Origin of the sequence: Pseudonocardia lutea, assembly GCF_042658055.1 — a bacterium.
Classification (GTDB): Bacteria; Actinomycetota; Actinomycetes; order Mycobacteriales; family Pseudonocardiaceae; genus Pseudonocardia; species Pseudonocardia lutea.
Map to the genome: position 1 here is coordinate 1 of NZ_JBHSQK010000002.1, position 19,409 is coordinate 19,409.

The 19,409-nt window shown below is 75.2% G+C and carries 17 protein-coding genes and 1 pseudogene; 4 read left to right on the forward strand and 14 right to left on the reverse strand.

Features of this window, described 5'->3' with window-relative positions:
• The 12 genes and pseudogenes from ACFQH9_RS00610 to ACFQH9_RS00665 form a co-directional block, all read right to left on the reverse strand.
• Window positions 1-577 (reverse strand): annotated as a pseudogene (locus ACFQH9_RS00610) (hypothetical protein); the annotation flags it as partial.
• Window positions 578-611: 34 nt separating this feature from the next.
• Window positions 612-1,490, reverse strand: coding sequence for a LytR/AlgR family response regulator transcription factor (locus ACFQH9_RS00615; protein WP_379562993.1), 879 nt, complete (start codon window positions 1,488-1,490; stop codon window positions 612-614).
• A gap of 192 nt (window positions 1,491-1,682) precedes the next feature.
• Window positions 1,683-2,579, reverse strand: a complete 897-nt coding sequence (locus tag ACFQH9_RS00620) for a S49 family peptidase (RefSeq protein ID WP_379562995.1) — start codon at window positions 2,577-2,579, stop codon at window positions 1,683-1,685.
• Window positions 2,580-2,654: 75 nt separating this feature from the next.
• On the reverse strand, window positions 2,655-3,386 hold the full coding sequence (locus tag ACFQH9_RS00625) for an anti-sigma factor (protein ID WP_379562997.1): 732 nt from the start codon (window positions 3,384-3,386) through the stop codon (window positions 2,655-2,657).
• Window positions 3,367-4,017, reverse strand: a complete 651-nt coding sequence (locus tag ACFQH9_RS00630; protein ID WP_379562999.1) for an RNA polymerase sigma factor — start codon at window positions 4,015-4,017, stop codon at window positions 3,367-3,369. Before ACFQH9_RS00630 ends, ACFQH9_RS00625 begins: the two co-directional genes overlap by 20 nt.
• Window positions 4,018-4,100: 83 nt before the next feature.
• The gene (locus ACFQH9_RS00635) at window positions 4,101-4,814 is read right to left on the reverse strand and encodes a class F sortase (RefSeq protein WP_379563001.1); all 714 of its coding nucleotides are present in this window, start codon (window positions 4,812-4,814) and stop codon (window positions 4,101-4,103) included.
• A gap of 2 nt (window positions 4,815-4,816) precedes the next feature.
• The gene (locus ACFQH9_RS00640) at window positions 4,817-5,635 is read right to left on the reverse strand and encodes a DUF4397 domain-containing protein (protein WP_379563003.1); all 819 of its coding nucleotides are present in this window, start codon (window positions 5,633-5,635) and stop codon (window positions 4,817-4,819) included.
• A 172-nt stretch (window positions 5,636-5,807) separates the two neighbouring features.
• Window positions 5,808-7,013 (reverse strand): sensor histidine kinase, encoded by a 1,206-nt coding sequence (locus ACFQH9_RS00645; protein ID WP_379563005.1) that lies wholly within the window; start codon window positions 7,011-7,013, stop codon window positions 5,808-5,810.
• A gap of 5 nt (window positions 7,014-7,018) precedes the next feature.
• Window positions 7,019-7,900 carry an Fpg/Nei family DNA glycosylase gene (locus ACFQH9_RS00650; protein ID WP_379563007.1) on the reverse strand — a complete coding sequence of 294 codons (882 nt, stop codon included), beginning with the start codon at window positions 7,898-7,900 and terminating at the stop codon, window positions 7,019-7,021.
• The gene (locus ACFQH9_RS00655) at window positions 7,900-8,355 is read right to left on the reverse strand and encodes a hypothetical protein (RefSeq protein WP_379563009.1); all 456 of its coding nucleotides are present in this window, start codon (window positions 8,353-8,355) and stop codon (window positions 7,900-7,902) included. Before ACFQH9_RS00655 ends, ACFQH9_RS00650 begins: the two co-directional genes overlap by 1 nt.
• Before the next feature lie 145 nt (window positions 8,356-8,500).
• Complete coding sequence (locus ACFQH9_RS00660; protein ID WP_379563011.1) at window positions 8,501-9,049, reverse strand: cupin domain-containing protein; 549 nt, start codon at window positions 9,047-9,049, stop codon at window positions 8,501-8,503.
• Between the two features lie 38 nt (window positions 9,050-9,087).
• Entirely contained in the window at window positions 9,088-10,335 is a 1,248-nt protein-coding gene (locus tag ACFQH9_RS00665) for a cytochrome P450 (protein WP_379563013.1), read from the reverse strand.
• A 152-nt stretch (window positions 10,336-10,487) separates the two neighbouring features.
• Between ACFQH9_RS00665 and ACFQH9_RS00670 the strand changes: the two genes are divergently transcribed.
• From ACFQH9_RS00670 to ACFQH9_RS00685, 4 genes are all read left to right on the forward strand, one after another.
• Window positions 10,488-11,000: a MarR family winged helix-turn-helix transcriptional regulator gene (locus ACFQH9_RS00670; protein ID WP_379563015.1), complete on the forward strand. Its 513-nt coding sequence runs from the start codon at window positions 10,488-10,490 to the stop codon at window positions 10,998-11,000.
• Complete coding sequence (locus tag ACFQH9_RS00675) at window positions 10,997-13,864, forward strand: MFS transporter (protein ID WP_379563017.1); 2,868 nt, start codon at window positions 10,997-10,999, stop codon at window positions 13,862-13,864. Before ACFQH9_RS00670 ends, ACFQH9_RS00675 begins: the two co-directional genes overlap by 4 nt.
• Window positions 13,861-14,658: a YceI family protein gene (locus ACFQH9_RS00680; protein WP_379563019.1), complete on the forward strand. Its 798-nt coding sequence runs from the start codon at window positions 13,861-13,863 to the stop codon at window positions 14,656-14,658. The genes ACFQH9_RS00675 and ACFQH9_RS00680 overlap by 4 nt, the downstream gene beginning before the upstream one ends.
• Before the next feature lie 258 nt (window positions 14,659-14,916).
• Entirely contained in the window at window positions 14,917-16,017 is a 1,101-nt protein-coding gene (locus tag ACFQH9_RS00685; RefSeq protein ID WP_379563021.1) for an IS110 family RNA-guided transposase, read from the forward strand.
• A 164-nt stretch (window positions 16,018-16,181) separates the two neighbouring features.
• Here ACFQH9_RS00685 and ACFQH9_RS00690 read toward each other — a convergent pair whose 3' ends face one another.
• Together ACFQH9_RS00690 and ACFQH9_RS00695 are read right to left on the reverse strand one after the other, a co-directional pair.
• Entirely contained in the window at window positions 16,182-18,017 is a 1,836-nt protein-coding gene (locus ACFQH9_RS00690) for a gamma-glutamyltransferase family protein (RefSeq protein WP_379563023.1), read from the reverse strand.
• Between the two features lie 844 nt (window positions 18,018-18,861).
• Window positions 18,862-19,392, reverse strand: coding sequence for a methylated-DNA--[protein]-cysteine S-methyltransferase (locus ACFQH9_RS00695; RefSeq protein ID WP_379563025.1), 531 nt, complete (start codon window positions 19,390-19,392; stop codon window positions 18,862-18,864).
• Between the last annotated feature and the right edge of the window lie 17 nt (window positions 19,393-19,409).

The window sequence follows — 19,409 nt, forward strand, 5'->3', positions numbered from 1 at the left end:
CCAGCGCGGGCCGGCCCGCGCGCGACAGCGGGCTGCCGGGGCCGCCGTTCTGCCGCATGCCGCCGGGCCCGGCCGGTGGGCCCTGCAGATCGCGGTACCCCGACGCACCGGAGCCCGGACCGCCCGCAGGACCGGACGCCGGGTCGGGCCCGCCGCGCCCGTCGTCGTAGGCCTCGGGCGCGGGCACCCGCAGCGGCACGCTGGCCGGGCCCAGGACCCGCTCGAACCGCTCGACCTCCGGGCCGCCGAACGGCTCGTCGTCGTCGTCGGGGTGGTCGTCCTCGTAGTCCGGGTAGGAGGTGTAGTCCGGGCCGGCCGACGGGCCCGCGTCACCGCGGGCCACCCTGGCCCGCAGCTCGCTCACCCCGAACTGCTCGGTGTCCGCCTCGTCCCGCGCGTGCCGGCCCCGACCGGAGCGGGCGTTGGCGTCCATCCGGCGGCGCATCTCCTCCTGCAGCCACAGCGGCCCGGAGTCCTCGACGCCGGCGGGGGCCGCGCGGCGCCGACGAGGGGACCCGTCGTCGTTCCCGGGACCGGGGCTCATCGACGGCGGGGAGCCGTCGACGGCAGCGCTCATGCCTCCTCCGCGGGAAGGAGTGCGTCGTCGGGGCTCATCTCTGGCTCCACGCCTGCTTCGTCGCGCGGACCAGGCGGTCCTTCAGCTCACGGGTGTGCCGGCGGGAGACGGGCAGCTCCGCGGTGTCGGGGCCGGACCCGACCCGCACCACGTAGCCGGACCCGGACAGCCGCAGCTCGGTGACCAGCGGCAGCGCCACCAGGAACGAGCGGTGGATGCGCACGAACCCGGCGTCCCGCCAGCGGTCCTCGAGCACCGACAGCGGGATGCGGACCAGGTGGCTGCCCTCGGTGGTGTGGAGCCGGGCGTAGTCGCCCTGGGCCTCGACGTACCGGACCGCGGAGCGCGGCACCAGCTTGGTGGTGCCGGCGAGCTCGACGGGGATGACCTCGTCCTCGTCCCGCTCCTGCGGGACGGGCTCGACGGGGGTGGCGGTGGCCCGGTTCGCGATGATCCGGTCCAGGGCCGCGGCGAGCCGCTCCTCGCGCAGCGGCTTGAGCAGGTAGTCCTTGGCACCGACCTCGTAGGCGTCGACCGCGCGGTCGTCGTGCGCGGTGACGAACACGACCTCCGGCGGCTGCGCCATGGAGGAGAAGACCCGGGCCAGCTCGAGCCCGTCCAGCCCCGGCATGCGGATGTCGAGGAAGACGACGTCGACGTCCGTCTTCTCGGCCACGCGCGTCCCGGCGGCCGGGTGCGGGGCCCCCGCGGCGCGGGCGGCGTTCGCGGCGTGCACGCTCTCCCGGGAACTGCGGGCGTTGAGGATGCGGAGGGCCTCGGTCGCGTCCGAGGCCTTGAGCACCTCGCCGACCCGCGGGTCCTCGTTCAGCAGGAACGCCAGTTCTTCGAGAGCCGGTTGTTCGTCGTCCACTGCGAGGACGACCAGACCTCCGGAGCTGTCGGTGCTGTCCACGATCTCCTCATCCTGCGTTCCCGGTGCGCGGCCGGGCGCGCACCTCGTCGGTGGCGGCTCCCGGCCCTGCCGACCATGGTGACGGTGATCGGTGCGGGATGCCAGGGCATCCCATCAATCTGCGACCGATCGGCTACGGATCGAACGGGTGAGGACCGGGGGGTCCCTCGGGCTCGCCCACCGCCGGCGAGGCTACAGACCGTAGCGCGCCCACGTCGCCCTGATGTCGGCCGCCTGGACCAGCCCCAGCGCGGCGTCCGTCGCACCGCCGCCGCTGAGAGAGCCGGGCAGGGCCGCGGCGGGGGCGTTGAGGCCGAGCCGCGCGAGCAGCGGCTTGCGTCCCTCGACCGGGGCGAGCTTCGCGTCCGGGAAGCGCTCCGTGAGCACGGACCGGGCCGTGCCCAGCCCGTCGACCAGGCCGAGCTCCACGGCCCGGGCCCCGGTCCACACCTCGCCGGTGAACAGCTCCTCGCCGCCGGTCAGGCGGTCGCCGCGGCGCTCGGTGACCCACTGCCGGAACAGCTCGTGCAGCTCGTCCTGCAGGCCGCGCAGCCAGGCGACGTCCTCCTCCTTCTCCGGGAGGAACGGGTCGAGCCGGGACTTGGACTTCCCGGCGGTGTGCAGCCGGCGCTCGATCCCGAACCGCTGGATGAAGCCCTCCAGCCCGAAGCCGGAGCTGATCACGCCGATCGAGCCGACGATCGAGGTCGGGTGCGCGTAGATCTCGTCCGCCGCGCAGGCCAGCCAGTACCCGCCGGAGGCCGCCACGTCCTCGCAGAACGCCAGCACCGGGACCTCGTGCTCCGCCGCCAGCCCCCGGATCCGGTCCGCGACCAGCGCGGACTGGGTCGGCGAGCCGCCGGGCGAGTTCACCAGCAGCCCCACGGCGACGACCCGCTCGGCGCCGAACGCCCGCTCCAGGACCTTCTCCGTGGACGCCGCGTTGATCACCGCGCGGGGCACCGGGCCGGGCTGCGGCGAGATCACGCCGTGCAGCCGCACGAGCGGGACGACCGGGGTGTCGCCCTTCTCGCCGAGCCGTCCGGGAAGGCGCGAGGTCAGGCTTTCGGGCAGGCGGAGGGCGTCCATGCCGCCAGCCTATGACCACTCGCGGGTCGCCCGCCGCGACGACGGCCGCGGGGGATCCGCGACGGGCGGTGGGGATCACGCGGTGCGGCCCCGGACCAGGCTCTCGCCGGAGTGGCCGGGGTCGCCGTCGAAGTGCTCGACCGACACGTCGACGGTGTCCAGGACGTCGAGCGGGAGGTCCGGGGGCAGCACGAACCGGCCCGTCCAGCGGCCCGGGCCGTCGGCGGTGAGCCCGCCCAGCGCGTAGAGCCGCGTGGCGCCCTCGTCCATCAGCCAGGCCTCCAGGTAGCCGCCGGCCGGGACCGCCCCGCGCTCCAGCGCCACCGTCAGCACCAGGCGCCCGCCGCTCTCGGCGAGGCCGGTGCTGCCGGTCGTCCCCGAGCCGGGGTCCAGCGCGACCAGCGGCACGGCGCCGGACGCGTCGGGGCCCTCCGGGTCGCCGGGGCCCAGCGTCAGCCCGAGGCCCACCCCGCCCGCGAGCCCCACGACCAGCGCGGCCGCGGCGAGGAGCAGGGGACCGCGGCGCCGGAGGGGAAGCATGGTGACGGTGCCGGGCCCGTCCCGGGGCGCCGCGGGGCCGCCGGTCAGCTCGGGGCCGAGCTCGCCGACGACGCGTTCCCACACGGCGGGCGGCGGGTCCTGCAGCGGCCGGTCGGCACCCTCGCGGGCCAGCTGCGCGGTGCCCCGCAGCGCCTCGACCTCGGCACGGCAGGTGGGGCACCCGCGCAGGTGCGCCTCGGTCCCCGGATCCGGCTCCCGGGTCGACAGGGCGGCGTCGACGAGCTCGTCAGGCCCCGGGTGCCGCACCGCCCGCCTCCCATCGTCGTCGCATCCGGTCCACCCCGCGTCGGAGGTGGCTCTTCACCGTGCCCAGCGGGAGTCCGGTCACCGAGGAGATCTGCTGCTGGGTGAGGTCGTCGTAGAAGGCCAGCCGGACCACCCTACGTTGGGTCTCGGGCAGCCGGTCCAGCTCGTCGGCCACGACGACGACGTCGACGACCTGCTCGGGCCGCGGCCCGACCGGGGGTGGCGGCCCCGCTCGCACCGCCCCCTCGGCGGCCGCCCGCTCCCGCGCGCGCAGGGCCAGGCGGTCGGCGATCTGTCGCCGGGTGATCCCGATCAGCCAAGGGCCGAGCCCGCCGCGCTCCGGGTCGAGGCCGCCGCGACCCCGCCAGGCGCGTACGAAGACCTGCTGGGTGACGTCCTCGGCGTCGTGGTGGCTCTGCAGCACCCGCAGCGCGACCGTGTGGACCACCCGCGCGTGCCGGTCGTAGGCCAGGCGCAGCGCCTCCGGGTCCCCGGCGCGCAGGCGCAGGGCGATCTCCCCGTCCGGGCCCTCCGCCGCTGCCGACCCGGTCGCCCCGGTCGCCGGCGGCCGCCCGGGATCCGTGGCGCTGCGCGGTTCCCGCGGGGGGCCCGGCGGCAGGATCTCCGTCATCCCGGAGCCCGTCGGCGTGTCACCGGACGAGCATCGCAGGGCCGGACGAACCGGGCATCCCGACGACGACGCGGCCGGGGTGCTCACGACGTCCCCGCCGGCTGTGCAGGCGGCGCAGGGAGCGGGTCGAGCGGTGCGGCCGTGACCACGACGTTGTCCCGGTACGACCGGGTCCCCCGGTCGAACGGCCCGCCGCACGTCACCAGGGTCAGCCGGGGCGGACCGTCCCGGGCGAACAGCTCGCCCGCCGGGAGCGCCTGCTTGTCCACCGCCCGCACCTCGCGCACCTCGTACCGGACCGCCGGGGCCGCGGAGCGGTGGACCGTGACCACGTCGCCCGGTGTGAGCCCGGCGAGATCGTGGAACGCGCCGGGCCCCTGCTCCCGGTCGTCGACGTGCCCGGCCAGCACCGCCGAGCCGGTGCCGGCGCCCGGGGCCGGGCCGAAGCGGTACCAGCCGACCGTCGCGACCTCCGCCGGCACGCCCATCGCCCCGGTGGCGTCCACCCCGACCGGCCGCACCGGCCCGGCCAGCAGCACCCGCCCGGCCCGGTCGACCGTGAGCCCCACCGGTTCGGCAGCGGCCGGTGCGGCTGCTCCGGGGTCCCCCGCCGGGACCGCGACCGGACCCGGAACGACCGGGCCCGCCGGCGGGGGCACCGGAGCGGGGGCGGCCCGCAGCGCCCGGGCCACCCCCGTCCCGGTGAGCAGCGCGAGCCCCGCGACCAGCGCGAACAGGGCCGCGACCCCTCTCGCGACCCGACCCTCGACCGGACCCGGGGCTCGCGTGCGCGCCACGGTCAGGAGCGCGCGGCGCGCGTGCGGCGCAGGCCGATCGCGCCGGCCCCGACCAGCACCAGGCCGGCCGCCGCGCCGATCGCCGGCCCTCCGCCGTCGTCCGCCGGGGCGCCCGACGGGGCTCCGGCCGGGACGCCGGCCGGAGCGCTGTGCAGGCCGTCGACGGTGAAGGTCACCAGCCGGAGGTTGTTCGCCTGCAGCGAGCCGGTCGCGTGCACGAAGGTCGCCGTGCCCTCGGCCAGGGTCAGGTCGGCCGGCCCGAGCACGGGCTCGGTCGTGCCCGCGGCGGCGACCGCGGCGGACAGGGTGCCCGCCGGGACCTCGGCCGCGGCCTGGTTCGGGTTCGTCAGCCCGGTGAGCGCCGGGGTGCCGTTCGCCAGCACGTCGACGGCCGGCGCGGCGGCCGTGTGCCGGACGACCAGCCGGGCCTGCCCGGCCGGCACGGCCGAGACGTCGTCGACGAACGGGGTGACCGTCGGGGCGCCGTTCGCGTCGAGGTGGGCCGCGAGGGTGACGTCGCCGCCGGCCGGGACCTCCGCCTGCGCGGACAGCAGCGGCGCGCCGGAGCCGTCGGCCGCGTCGGCCGGGAAGAGGGCCACGCTCCTGGTCCCGGCCGGCAGGTCGACCGGGCCCGCCACGGTGCCGGGGGCGAAGTCGTCGAGCGCGCGCTGCCCGTCGACGTAGACGTCCACCGGGGTGTCCGGGATGCCGTGCACGACGTGCACGGTGCCGGTCTCCTGGGCGGTCGCGGTCGGGGCGGTCGCGACGGCGGCGGCGCACGCCGTGAGCAGTCCGCCGAGGGCGAGGGTGAGGCGTCGCATCGGATCTCCTCGTGAGGGGGTCGAACCACGGGCCCTCGTCGACGAGGCCCGGCCGGCTCCTGACACCCCGCACTACCGGTGCACGTCCATCCGCGGATGCACCTCGGTTGAAGAAAGTCTGGCGCGATTCTGTGCGGTGCCGGGAAACGCCCGTCCGGCTCGGGTCGCGGGTTCAGACCCGGATGCCCGCCCGGAACTTCGGCACCCGCAGCGTGATCTTCATGCCCGCGCCGACGGCGGTGTCCACGACCAGGCCGAAGTCGTCCCCGAAGGCCGAGCGCATCCGGTCGTCGACGTTGCCGAGGCCGACGTGCGCGCCGGAGAGGTGGGCGTCGTCGAGGTCCTCGGTGAGCCGGGCGGGATCCATGCCCACGCCGTCGTCCTCCACGATGATCACGCACTCGGCGCCGGCGTTCTCGGCGGTGATCGTGATCGTGCCGCCGTTGGGCTTGCCGGACAGGCCGTGCCGCACCGCGTTCTCCACCAGCGGCTGCAGCGCGAGGAACGGCAGCACCACGTTGAGCACCTCGGGCGCGATCTGCAGCTTGATGTTCAGGCGGTTGCCGAAGCGGGCCTTCTCGAGCGCGATGTAGCGCTCGATGTTGGTCAGCTCGTCCGACAGCGTCGTGTACTCGCCGGCGGTGCGGAAGGAGTACCGGGTGAAGTCGGCGAACTCGATCAGCAGGTCGCGGGCGCGCACCGGGTCCGTGCGGATGAAGCTCGCGATCGTGGTGAGCGCGTTGTAGACGAAGTGCGGCGAGATCTGCGCGCGCAGCGCCCGCACCTCGGCGCGGTTCAGCCGGGCGCGCGACTCGTCGAGCTCGGCCAGCTCGAGCTGGCTGGAGACGTAGCGCGCGACCTCGGCGGTGGCCCGCAGCAGCACCGGGCCCGCGGTCGCGGTGGTGAGCGCGGCGAGCGTGCCGATGATCGCGCCGTCGCTCTCCAGCGGCACGACGACGATGCCGCGGACGTCGCAGCTCGGGTACTGGCAGGCGATGGCCGAGTGCGAGAGCACCTGCTGGCGGCCGGTGGAGATCACCTGGTCGGCGAGGGACACCACGTCCGGCTTGTGCTGGTCCGCCTCCCCGTCCCAGGCCAGGACCTCGCCGCGGGCGTCCGTCATGGTGAGCGCGCAGGTGTCCAACAGGGTGCGCAGGTAGGGCAACGCGTACGCCGCGGAGTTCGGGTTCAGCCCCTCGCGCAGGGCGGGCGCGGCGAGCGCGACCGTGTGCAGCGTGGAGAAGGTGGCCCGCTCGAGCGGGCTCGCGAAGGTGTGCCGGCGGGCGCGGCGCACCAGCAGCACCACGATCACGGCGACGAGCGCCACGATGACCACCCCGAGGACGAGCACCAGCGGCGACGAGAGCACGTCCGCCACGGGTGTCACCTCACCAGTCTGGAGAGCCGCCGGTCGGCCAGGGGTTTGCCGCCGGTCTGGCAGGTCGGACAGTACTGGAACGACCGATCGGCGAACGACACCTCCCGCACGGTGTCGCCGCACACCGGGCACGGCAGCCCGGTGCGCGCGTGCACCCGCAGCCCGGAGCGCTTCTCGCCCTTGAGGGAGGCGGCGCGCTGCCCCACGGAGCGGTCCACCGCGTCCGTGAGCACGGTCCGCATCGCCTCGTACAGGACGTCGACCTTGTCCTCGGTGAGCCGCCCGGAGACGGCGTACGGGGACAGCCGGGCGGTGTGCAGGATCTCGTCGCTGTAGGCGTTGCCGATACCGGCGAGCACCTTCTGGTCGGTGATCAGGTTCTTGATCCGCTCGGAGCGCCCTGCGAGCAGCGCGCCGAACCCGGCCCGGTCGACGTCCAGCGCGTCGGGCCCGAGCTTCGCGATGCCCGGCACCTCCTGCGGGTCGCGCACGAGGTACACCGCGAGCCGTTTCTGGGTGCCGGCCTCGGTGAGGTCGAACCCCGGCCCGCCGACCGTGTCGAGGTGCACCCGGAGGGCCAGCGGGCCGCGCCCGCTGGGCCTGGGCGGGGTGGCGGCGGCCTGGTCGTGCCAGCGCAGCCAGCCGGCCCGGGACAGGTGCGTGACCAGGTGCAGGCCCGGCTCGTCGGGCCGGTCCTCGAAGTCCACCGACAGGAACTTGCCGAACCGGCTCGCGCCCGTGACCACCCGGCCGGCCAGCGCCGACACCGGCGGGTCGAAGGTCTTGAGCACACTCATGCTGGCCACGTCGACGCGCGCGACCGGGCGGTAGAGGGCGTGGTCGCGCAGGTGCTGGGCGAGCGCCTCGACCTCGGGGAGCTCGGGCATCAGTTGACCGGCTGCAGGGGACTGTCGGCGTGGCCGGGGGTGCCGCGCTGGCGCAGCGACAGCACCACCACGCGCATCTCCTCCTGGGCGCGGCCGATCCCGCGGACCTTGCCCACCCAGTGCTCGCGGCCGGCGTCGGAGCCGTAGTGCCCGTCCGTCTCCGCGACGATCTTCCAGGGCCGGCGCAGGTACCAGCGGACCGGGAAGAACCCGAGGATCACGATCGCGGCGAACCAGTAGGCCGCCGGCACGTACACCTGGGAACGGGCGAGCAGCGGCCAGGCCACGATGGCGACGCCGAACACGATCAGCGCGCAGACGACCATCACGACGGCCCCGCGGCCGCCGTCGACGTCGTGCTCGAACTCGTCGCCGACCGCGGGCGGCGACCAGTCGATGCGCCTGCTGACCTCCCACGTCCGCCCGTCGTTGGCGGTCACGGTCTTCCTCGCCATGCACTCCGCCCGGTCGAAAGAAAAGGGTCCCCGACTGGAGGCCATCGTTCCACATCGGCGGGTCCGGGCGCCCCCTCTTCCACCCCGGTGGCGGACTGCGCCGGGCGGCGGCACACCGGAGCTCCGGCCGCCGGTGACGTCGGAGTTACGGCGCCGGCGCGGCGGCCGGGGGCTCCTCGGGGCAGGCCGGCGGCACCTGGGTCGCCTCCGGCACGCCCTGCGCGAGGAAGGTGGTGACGACCAGCCGCGCCGGGGCGGTGCCGGTGTTGCGCACGACGTGCGCCACCCCCTCGCCGACGGCTGCGACCTCCCCCGGCGCGAGGACCCGCGGCGCGCACGCCCCGGCCTCCTGCACGGCGGCCTGCCCGGCCGCGAGCAGGGTCAGCTCGGTGCCCGGGTGGGTCTCCCAGCCCAGGGCCGCGCCCGGGGCGAGGTCGAGGGTGCGCACGGCGTAGTCGGCGGGCGCCGGGGTGCGGAAGCGCAGCGGGACGTCGACGACCCCGCGCCCGACCGTCTGCGGTCCGGCCGGGGCGGAGGCGGCGGTGATCGGCGCGGCGTCCGGCGCGGCGGGGGCGGCCTCCGGGGCCGGCGCGGGATGGCCCAGCTGCCCGGGCTGCGCGCAGCCGGCGAGCGCCAGGACGAACGCGAACCCGGTGACCACACGCCCGACCCGGCCCGTCCGACCCACTGGCACGCCTCCCGTGATCGCGTGCGGCGGAGACTAGCCGGGGGTCACCAGCGCAGCGGCAGCCGGGTGAGGCCGTTGATGAAGTTCGAGGTCAGCCGGCGCGGCTCGCCCGCGAGCTCCACCTGCGGCAGCCGGGTGAGGAACTCCTCCAGGAACTCGCGCATCTGCAGCCGGGCGAACGCGGCGCCCAGGCACAGGTGCGGGCCCTGCCCGAAGGCGAGATGGTCGTTGGGCGTGCGATCGGGGTCGAAGCGGTGCGGATCGGGGAAGCGGCGCTCGTCGTGGTGCGCGGAGACGTGGTAGACGACGACCTTGTCCCCCGCCGCGATCGCCTGCCCGCCGAGCTCGAGGTCCCGGGTCGCGGTGCGGCGGAAGGTCAGCACCGGCGGGTGCCAGCGCAGCATCTCCTCGATCGCCGCGGGCAGCAGGCCGGGATCGGCGCGCAGCCGCGCGTACTCCCCCGGGTGCTCCACCAGCGCGAGCACGCCGCCCGGCAGGGCGCTGCGGACGGTGTCGTTGCCGGCGACCACCAGCAGGAAGAAGAACATCTTCAGCTCGGCGTCGGTGAGCCGCTCGCCGTCGACCTCCGCCTGGACCAGGGCGGTCATCACGTCGTCGCCGGGGTGCCGGCGCTTGGCCTCGGCGAGCTCCTCGGCGTAGCCGAACATGTCGGCGAGCTGCGCGGGCGAGCGCGGGTTGACCGGCCGGCCGTCGGCGTCGAGCACGACCTGGGCGTGCTCGGGGTCCTGGTAGCCGATCACGCGGTTCGTCCAGTGCAGCAGCTGCGCGCGGTCCGCGGCGGGCACGCCGAGCAGGTCGGCGAGGTTCTGCAGCGGGAAGTCGTCCGTGACCTCGGCGGGCAGGTCGCAGCCGCCCCGCTCCGCCACCGCGTCGAGCAGGGTGGCGGCCCGCTCGCGGACGGTCGCGGCGAACCGCTCCAGCCGGCGCCGGGTGAACGCGCCGGTCACGAGCGTGCGCAGCCGGACCTGCTCGGGCGGGTCCATGTTGAGGATCATCCGGCGGATGAAGGGCAGGTCGGCGGGGTCGGGGTCGCGGATCTGCGTGGCCCCGAGCGACGACGAGAAGTCGGCCGGGCTGCGCAGCACGTGCCGGACGTCGTCGTAGCGGGTCACCGCCCAGTAGCCGGGGCCGGCGGGCCAGATGCCGACCTCGTGCTCCTCCTGCCAGGACACCGGGTTCTCGTCCCGCAGCCGGCGCAGCGCCTCGTGCGGCACGCCGCGGGCGAACACCCGGGGATCGAAGACGTTCTCCACCACCGTCGGCCGGGCCACGGGGGCACCGTATCCCGCCGAGGTGGTGGGGATCACCGTCCTCGAGGGGGTAATCGCTTTGCGCGCGTCCCCGGGACGGGTTCATGCTTGCGTACAGCAACTCGTTGCGTGATACACGCAAAGTACAGGTAAAGAGACCACCAGGAGCATGCATGACCGCCGAGATCGAGGGCGCGCCCGCGCTCCCCGACGGCGTCCTCGACCCCCGGGCCCTCGACGACCGGGACATCGACGTCGCCGACCGGCTGGTGCACCAGATCGTCATGCTGATGCGTCTGGTCAAGCGGGTGGGCCCGACCTACCGCGCGGAGCTCGAGACGGCGGCGTTCCCGCTGCTCGCGAAGCTCGCGACGGAGGGCCCGCAGCGCTCGGGGGAGATCGCGGCCGCGATGTGCGCGGACCCGTCGACCATCAGCCGGCAGGTCGCCGGCCTGGTCCGGGCCGGGCTCGTCGAGCGGCGCGCCGACCCCGAGGACGGGCGGGCGAGCCTGCTCGCCGCCACCGCCGAGGGCCACCGGGTCCTCGACTCCGAACGACGGCGCCGGGCCGCCCAGCTCGTCGACGCCCTGGCCGACTGGACCCCCGAGGCCCGCGGCCAGTTCGCCGACCTGCTCGGCCGCTTCGTCGCCGATCTCCACCGCACGACCGAGGGGGACCCCCGATGACCAGCCCAGCCGCCGCCGCGCCCGCGCGGCCGGCCCCGCCGATCGACCGGGGCGGTGAGCTGTCGCACAAGCAAATCGTGACCATCCTGGTCGGGCTCATGCTCGGGATGTTCCTGGCGGCGCTCGACCAGACCGTCGTCTCGACCGCGATCCGCACCATCGCCGACGACCTGGGCGGACTGTCCCAGCAGGCCTGGGCCACCACCGCGTTCCTGATCACCGGCACGATCAGCACGCCGCTCTACGGCAAGCTGTCGGACATCTTCGGCCGCAAGCCGCTGTTCCTCACCGCGATCTCGATCTTCGTCGTGGGGTCGGTGCTGTGCACCTTCGCCACGTCGATGTACATGCTGGCAGGCTTCCGCGCGGTGCAGGGCCTCGGCGCCGGCGGCCTGTTCTCGCTGGCCCTGACGATCCTCGGCGACATCGTGCCGCCGCGGGAGCGGGCCCGGTACCAGGGCTACATGCTCGCCGTGTTCGGCACGTCGAGCGTGCTCGGCCCGGTCATCGGCGGCGTGCTCTCCGGGCAGGCCTCCATCGCGGGGATCGACGGCTGGCGGTGGATCTTCCTGGTCAACGTGCCGCTCGGGCTGCTCGCCCTGGTCGTCGTGGCCAAGGTCCTCAACGTGCCGCACACGCCGCGGCCGCACCGCATCGACTGGCCCGGCGCGCTCACGCTCGCCGTCGGCCTGGTCCCGCTGCTCATCGTGGCCGAGCAGGGCCGCGAGTGGGGCTGGGGCTCCACCTCGGCGATCGTCTGCTACGTCATCGGCGTCGTCGGCCTGGTCGCGTTCGTGTTCTGCGAGCGCGGCTACGGCGACGACGCGCTGCTCCCGCTGCGGCTGTTCCGCAACGGCGTGTTCAGCCTGACCAGTGTCGTCGGCATCGTGATCGGTCTCGGCATGTTCGGCGGCATCGCACTGCTGCCGCAGTTCCTGCAGATCGTGCACGGGGCCAGCCCGACCGAGTCCGGCTTCCTCATGCTGCCGATGGTCGCCGGGATCATGACGGCCTCCGTCGTCTCCGGCCAGGTCACGGCCCGCACGGGCCGGTACAAGATCTTCCCGATCGTCGGCACCGCGCTGATGGTCGGCGCGATGCTGCTGCTGCACTTCCGGGTCACCGTCGACATCCCGCTGTGGGAGCTCGACCTCTACATGGCGATGTTCGGCCTCGGCCTCGGCAGCTGCATGCAGACCCTGGTCCTCGCGGTGCAGAACGCGGTCCCCGCGCGGGACATGGGTGTGGCGACGGCGTCGGCGACCTTCTTCCGGCAGATGGGCGGCACGCTCGGCACGGCGATCGTGCTCTCGATCGTCTTCTCCACGGTCGGGGAGAGGATCACCAGCGCCTTCCGGGGGGACGCGGGCCAGACCTTCCGTGCCGCGCTCGCCGATCCCTCGGTCGTCGCGAACCCGGTGAACCAGCAGATCGTGCAGGGCGCACGGTCCGGCGACCTGTCCGCCGCCTCCGGCGTGCTGAACGACTCGGCCTTCCTCCAGCAGATCGACCCCCGGCTGGCCCGGCCCTTCCTGGTCGGCTTCACCGACTCGATGACGCTGGCCTTCCTGATCGTCGCGTTCGTGATCTTCGTGGCGTTCGTCCTGCTGCTGTTCCTGAAGGAGCTGCCGTTGCGCACCATGTCCGGCGCCCAGGCCCGGCTGGCCGAGGAGGCGGGCACCCCGCCCGCCCCCGCGGCCGTGACCGCGGCCGTGGAGCCGATCGAGGAGTACCGGGCCACCCACCCCGCGCCCCAGCCCGGCAACGGGCACCTCGGCAACGGGCACGCCGTGCGCCCGGGCACGGTCGCCGCGGCCGTGGCCGCGCGCGACGGTGCCGGACCGGCGGGCGACGCGCCGGGGGACGGCGGCCGGCACCACCTCGCCGGCGAGCCCGGCCCGGCACCGACCGGGCCGTCCACGCCGACCGCGCCGCAGGAGGCCGCGGGGCCGGCCGGGTACGGCCCGGGCCCCGAGGTCAACGGCATCGTGCACCGCGCCGACGGTGCCGGGCTGCCCGACGCGGTCGTCACCGTGACCGACCCGGGCGGCCGCCAGGAGGGCCGCGCCATGACCGGGCCGGACGGCGGGTACCGGATCCCGCTGGCCCACGGCGGCACCTATCTCGTCGTCGCCACCTCCGGCGCCTTCCAGCCCCACGCGGCGATGGTGGCGGTGGCGGACGGACCCCGCCGGCACGCCGTCCCGCTCGCCGGCACCTGCGCGGTGCGCGGCGCGGTGCGGGACGCCGAGGGCACGCCGGTCGACGACGCCACGATCACCCTGATCGACGCGCGGGGCGACGTCGCCGCGACCGGCCGGCCCGACGCCGCCGGGCGCTACCGGCTCGACGGCGTGCCCGAGGGGCGGTACACGCTGACCGTGACCGGGTCGTCCTTCGCGCCGGTCGCCGCGGCGGTCGAGCTGCGGACCGGCATGGTGACCGACCACGACGTCGAGCTGCCCCGGCGGGCCCGGCTCGTCGGCACCGTCGTGGCCGCCAGCGACGGCCGCGGGGTCGCCGAGGCGCTCGCCACCCTGATCGACGGACGGGGCACCGTGGTCGCGTCGACCGTGACCGGCCCGGACGGCTCGTTCGTCTTCGAGAACCTGCCCGGCGGGACCTACACGCTCACGGCCAGCGGCTACGCGCCGGTGGCGACGGTGGTGCAGGTGGGCTCCGGCGGGGTGACCACGACCGACGTCGAGTTCCCGGCCCCCGCGCAGCACGGCACCGCTAACGGCACCGCGAACGGCGCTCCGAACGGCACCGCGCAGTTCGGAGCCGCCCGCAACGGCCTCGGGCAGAACGGGACGGTGGGGACCGGCGCGGCACACAACGGAACGACGGAGGGACTCCGATGAGCGACGTGACCGGACGGCTGATGACCCCGGACGGCTGGCCCGTCACCGGGGGCACGCTGACGGCCGTCGACGCGACGGGCGTGCAGCGCGGCCGGGCGGCCAGCCGCGAGGACGGCGGGTTCGTGATCGAGGGCCTCGAGACGGGCCCGTACACGGTGATCGCCGCCGCGGCCGGGCACGAGCCCGCCGCGCGCACGGTCCAGGTGGCCGGCGAGCGCTCCACGATGGGCGTGCTGGAGCTGGCCAAGGTGGGCGGGGACGTCCTGCCCGCCCCCGGGACCTGGACGATCGACCCGCACCACTCGAGCATCCGCGCCACCGCCCTGCACCTGGGCATGAGCCGGATCCACGGGCGGCTGCGCGGCTTCGGCGGCCGGATCCAGGTCGCCGACCCCCTGGAGAACAGCTCGGTGGAGGTCTCCATCGACCCGGCCAGCGTCGACTCCGACGACGCCGACCGGGACGCGCACCTGCGCAGCGCCGACTTCCTCGACGTCGACGTCCACCCGGAGATCGGCTACAAGTCCGACGGGCTCGTCCGGATCGACACCCGGCACTGGCGGGTCGACGGGCTGCTCACGCTCAAGGGCGTGAGCGCGCCGGTCGCGCTCGACGTCCGGTACCGCGGCACGGGCCCCGACCTGTGGGGCGGCACCCGGGCGGCCTTCTCGGCCACCACCGAGATCTCCCGGGACGACTTCGCGATCTCCTGGAACCAGAGCGTCCTCGCGGGCGTGCTGGCGATCGGGCGCACCCTGCGCATCGACATCGACATCCAGGCCGTCCTGGGCTGACTGTGAGGCTGGCGGTACCGGCCCGGTGATGATGGGGTTGGTGTACGGCGGCAGTGGGTGTGGCCCTTGGTCTGACTGGCCCTTCGGGTGTCTTTGACCGGACTTGCCCGCCTGCTGTCGTCGGCGCCGGCCCCGGCCGGAGCAGCTGGCCTGATCAGGAGCATGACCGCCGGTAGCCCCCGGCGTGTCCCGTCACAGTCTTGCCGGCTCCGAACCGGGACCGGGACCTTCCACGTCCCTCCCGGCAAGGAGAACGCGATGCCCATGCTGACAGAGCCGGCCGAGAAATCCAGGCCGGACGACTCGAGGCTGGCCGAGGTGGTTGATGTCGTGATCGGCGTCGACACCCACACCGCCACCCACACCGCCGCCGCGGTCACCGCGAGCACCGGAGCGGTCCTGGCCACGGTGACGGTGTCCGCGGACGCCGAGGGCTACGGCGAGCTCGTCGAGTTCGCCGACGCCCACGCCGGGCTGCGGGCGTGGGCGATCGAGGGCACCGGTGGCTACGGCGCCGGGCTGGCGCGGCACCTCGGTGACCTTGACGAGCTGGTCGTCGAGCTCGACCGTCCCGGCCGCCCGGCTCGCCGCGGTGGGCGCAAGTCCGATCCGCTCGACGCCGCCCGCGCAGCCCGCGAAGCCTTGTCCCGCACCCGGCTGGCCCAACCCAAGACCGGCGAGGACCGGGCCGCGTTGCAGAACCTGCTGACCGTGCGCCGCGGCGCAGTGGAGGCGGGCGCGGATGCTCAACGACAGCTACGCGCCCTGGTGATCACCGCACCGGAGCCGGTTCGGGACCGCTTCCGCGGGCAGAGCATCGTCGTGATGGTCTCCACCGCCGCCCGGCTACGCCCGCACACCGCGGCCGCAGACATCCACGTGTTCACCGCGATGAGCGCCCTGCGCAGCCTCGCGCGACGCATCCGCAACCTGGAGACCGAGGCCGCCGAGCACGAGAAGGCGATCCGGGCGATCGTGCGGTCCTGGCGTCCGGACCTGCTTCCCCTGCGCGGGGTCGGCCCGATCACCGCCGCGGTCGTGCTCGCCGCCTGGTCACACGCGGGCCGCTGCCGCGACGACGGCGCGTTCGCCATGCTCGCCGGCACCGCACCCATCCCTGCGTCCTCGGGCAAGACGGTGCGCTATCGGCTCAACCGCTCCGGAGACCGCCAACTCAACCGGGCCATCCACACCATCGCCGTCTCGCGGCTGCGCTACGACCCCGACACCCGCGCCTACGCCGAACGCCGGCGCGCCCAGGGCAAGACCGACCCTGAGATCCGCCGCTGCCTCAAGCGCTACATCAGCCGCCAGCTCTACCGACAGCTCGAACACCCACCCGCCGACTCAGGGGCTTGACCAACCATAGGAGCGTCCCGCCCCTGGACGAATGGCTCCATGGCGCACTGTCGGAGTGCGTTATGGAGCCATGACGCGTTCTCGGCGGCCGAGTTCACGCATCATGGAACCATAACGCGCTTTCCCGGCCCCGGAATCTGCGTCGTGGGACCACAATGCGGTTCTCACAGGGCGGCGGCGGAGCCCACGCCGCTGCGGCGGTCGGCGGCGGCGGCGAGCAGGCCGTCGTCCCCCCGCCCGACGGCGGAGAGCCGGCCCAGCGCCCAGGGGCCCGCGTCCGTGACCCGGTGCCCGCGGCGGGCCAGCTCGTCGATCGTCTCCGCGCCCAGCCGGGACTCGACGACCAGGCCCGCCGGTTCCCAGCCCCGCGGCGCGAACGAGGCGGGGAAGGAGGTCGTGTTCCAGGCCGGGGCGTCGATCGCGGCCTGCAGGTCCAGCCCCGCCCGGGTGTGCGCGAGCACGAAGCAGAGCTGCCACTGGTCCTGCTGGTCACCGCCGGGGGTGCCGAACGCGATCCGGGGCTCGCCGTTCCGCAGGCCGAGGCTTGGCGAGAGGGTCGTGCGGGGGCGCCGCCCCGGCATCAGCGAGCTGGGCAGACCCTCCTCCAGCCAGAACATCTGCGCCCGCGTGCCCAGGCAGAACCCCAGCTCGGGGATCGTCGGCGAGGACTGCAGCCAGCCGCCCGACGGCGTCGCGGAGACCATGTTCCCGGCCGCATCGACCACGTCGATGTGCACCGTGTCGCCCCGGGCCACGCCCTGCCGGGTGAGCGTGGGCTCGCTCGGTGCCGGCTCGCCCGTCGCGGCGCCCTCCTCGAGTCGCGCCACCGTCGGCTCCCCGGTGCCGGGACCCTCCGTGCCCTTGCCGATCGGCCGGTCGGGGTCCGTCGCGAGCGCACCCAGCCGCGGGTCGCGGCCCCCGGGCGAGCCGGGACGCAGCTCGCGGGAGGCCAACTCGCCGATCAGCGTACGGCGGGCGGCGGTGTAGTCGTCGGCGAGCAGGTCGTCCATCGGCACCGGGGCGCTGTCGCCGTACCAGGCCTCGCGGTCGGCGAAGGCGAGCTTCGCGGCCTCGGCGGCGGTGTGCACGGTGTCCGCGGTCGCGATCCCGTCCTCGTACGCCAGCTCGACGCCGTCGAGCAGGCGCAGCGTCTGCGCCAGGACCGGGCCCTGCGACCACGGCCCGCACTTCGCGACCTGCCAGCCCGCGCCGGCGTCGACGACCAGGGCGTCCTCGTACGTCGCGGACCAGCCGGCGAGGTCGTCGGCGGTGAGCAGGCCGGCGTGGTCCCGGCCGGTCTCGTCGCGCACCGGCGTGCGGCAGAAGCGGTCGACGGCCTCCGCGACGAACCCGCGGTACCAGGCGGCCCGCGCCGCGTCGATGCGCGCCTCCCGGGTGGTGCCCTGCGCCTCGTCGAGCAGCCGCTGCCAGGTCGCCGCGAGTGTCGGCAACCGGTGTGCGCGGCGGGGGACGTCGCCCGCCGGCAGCCACTGCTCGGCCGAGGTCGGCCAGTGCCGGCGGAAGTGCTCCTCGACCGTGGCGATCGTGTCCGGGATCCGCGGGACCAGCGGGAACCCGTTCGCGGCGTAGCCGATCGCGGGGGCCAGGACGTCGGCCAGCTCCCACGTGCCGTGGTCGCGCAGCAGCATCAGCCACGCGTCCCACGCGCCGGGGACGGTCGCGGCGAGCAGGCCGGTGCCGGGCACGAGCGTGCAGCCCTCGGCGCGGTAGCGGTCGATCGTCGCGGCGGCGGGGGCGACGCCCTGCCCGCACAGCACCCGAGGCTGCGGGTCGGCGGCTGTGGTGAACACGATCGGGACCTCGCCGCCGGGACCACACAGGTGCGGCTCCACGACCTGGAGGACGAACCCGGCCGCGACGGCCGCGTCGAAGGCGTTGCCACCCCGGGCCAGCACGGTCAGGGCGGTGGAGGTGCCGAGGTGGTGGGTGCTCGCGGCCGCTCCGGTGGGGCCGAGCTTCTCGTACGTGCGGGGTGCCACGGCCCCACCCTCGCACCACACCGACCCGGACGCCGACCGGAGGCCCGATCCGACCTCGGGCGAGCTCGCGTGCGCCGCGGATCTGCACGAGCGCCGTATGCGGGATACGCAAGCCGTGCCGGCCCGGATCCGTAAGCAGGGGCGTAGGCCTGCCGACGTCGCACTCCGGCCCGTCCTCCGGCCCAAAATCGGTGTTCGGGACCGCTGCCCGCCAGATCCGGCGCTTCTCGGTCCCGAGCGGCGATCACGACGGGCGCCACGGCGGATCGCCGGCGATCCTGCCTGCGCGGCAGGCAGGTCGCCCGTAGCCGCGAACATCGCGAGGGCAGCTCCGACGCGGACCGGTGAGCAGTGCGAGCGAGCGACCGTCCACGGGCCCGCGAGCAGTGCAGAGGAGCAAGTCCACCGGCCCGCGAGCAGTGCCGAGGAGCAAGTCCACCGGCCCGCGAGCAGTGCCGAGGAGCAAGTCCACCGGCCCGCGAGCAGGGACGTGAGCCTACGAGGGCCCAAGATCACTGCTCAAGGCCGCCGCCCCACCGAATTCGACGCTTTCCGGTCTCGAGCGGCGATCTTGACGGGGTGCGCGGTCGGTCGGGCGATGAATGCGCCTGCATCGTCAGCGGGCCGCGGCGGAAGCGCGCGCACGGGCAGCCCGGGCGCGGATCCGCACGCTCCGGCAGGTACGCGCACCCCCGGACCGGTGCGCCGGAGCGTGCCGACCGACCCCGTGGTCCGTGATCGTCGCGTGGGACCGTCGAGCGCCGGAGGCGACGCATTCCGGTCCCGAACGGTGATCAGGCCGGGCCCGGGCCGGGACGGCCGGAGCCATGCCCCGGTGCAGCGCTCAGAACAGGGTCGGGGCCAGCACGCCCTCGTGCGCGAGCAGCCACTCCTTGGTGGCGCGGCCGCCGCCGAACCCGCCGAGCCCGCCCGCGGCCGTCACCCGGTGGCAGGGCACGACGACCGGGAGCGGGTTCGAGCCCATGATCGCGCCGACCCCGCGGGCCGCCGTGTACCCGTGACCCTCGTAGGCCCCGCTGAGCGCGGCGAGCTCGGCGTAGGTGGTGGTCGCCCCGTACGGGACGTGCGCGAACAGGGCCTGCAGCACGGTGCGCTGGGTGCCGTGGGTGAGCCGCCAGTCCAGCGGCAGGTCGAAGACGCGGCGCACCCCCGCCAGGTACTCCTCGAGCTGCGCGGCCGCGGCGCGGGTGCCGGCCGCGTCCTCGACCGGCTCGACCCCCAGCCGCACGGCGGCCGCCGCCGCGCGCTCCGGCGACGCCCCGAACCCGACCAGGCACAGGCCGGCCTCGCTCACGGCGACGGTGAGGGCGCCGATCGGCTCCGGCGCCGGAACGATCCCCCAGTTCAGCTGCACCTGCACAGCATGCTCCG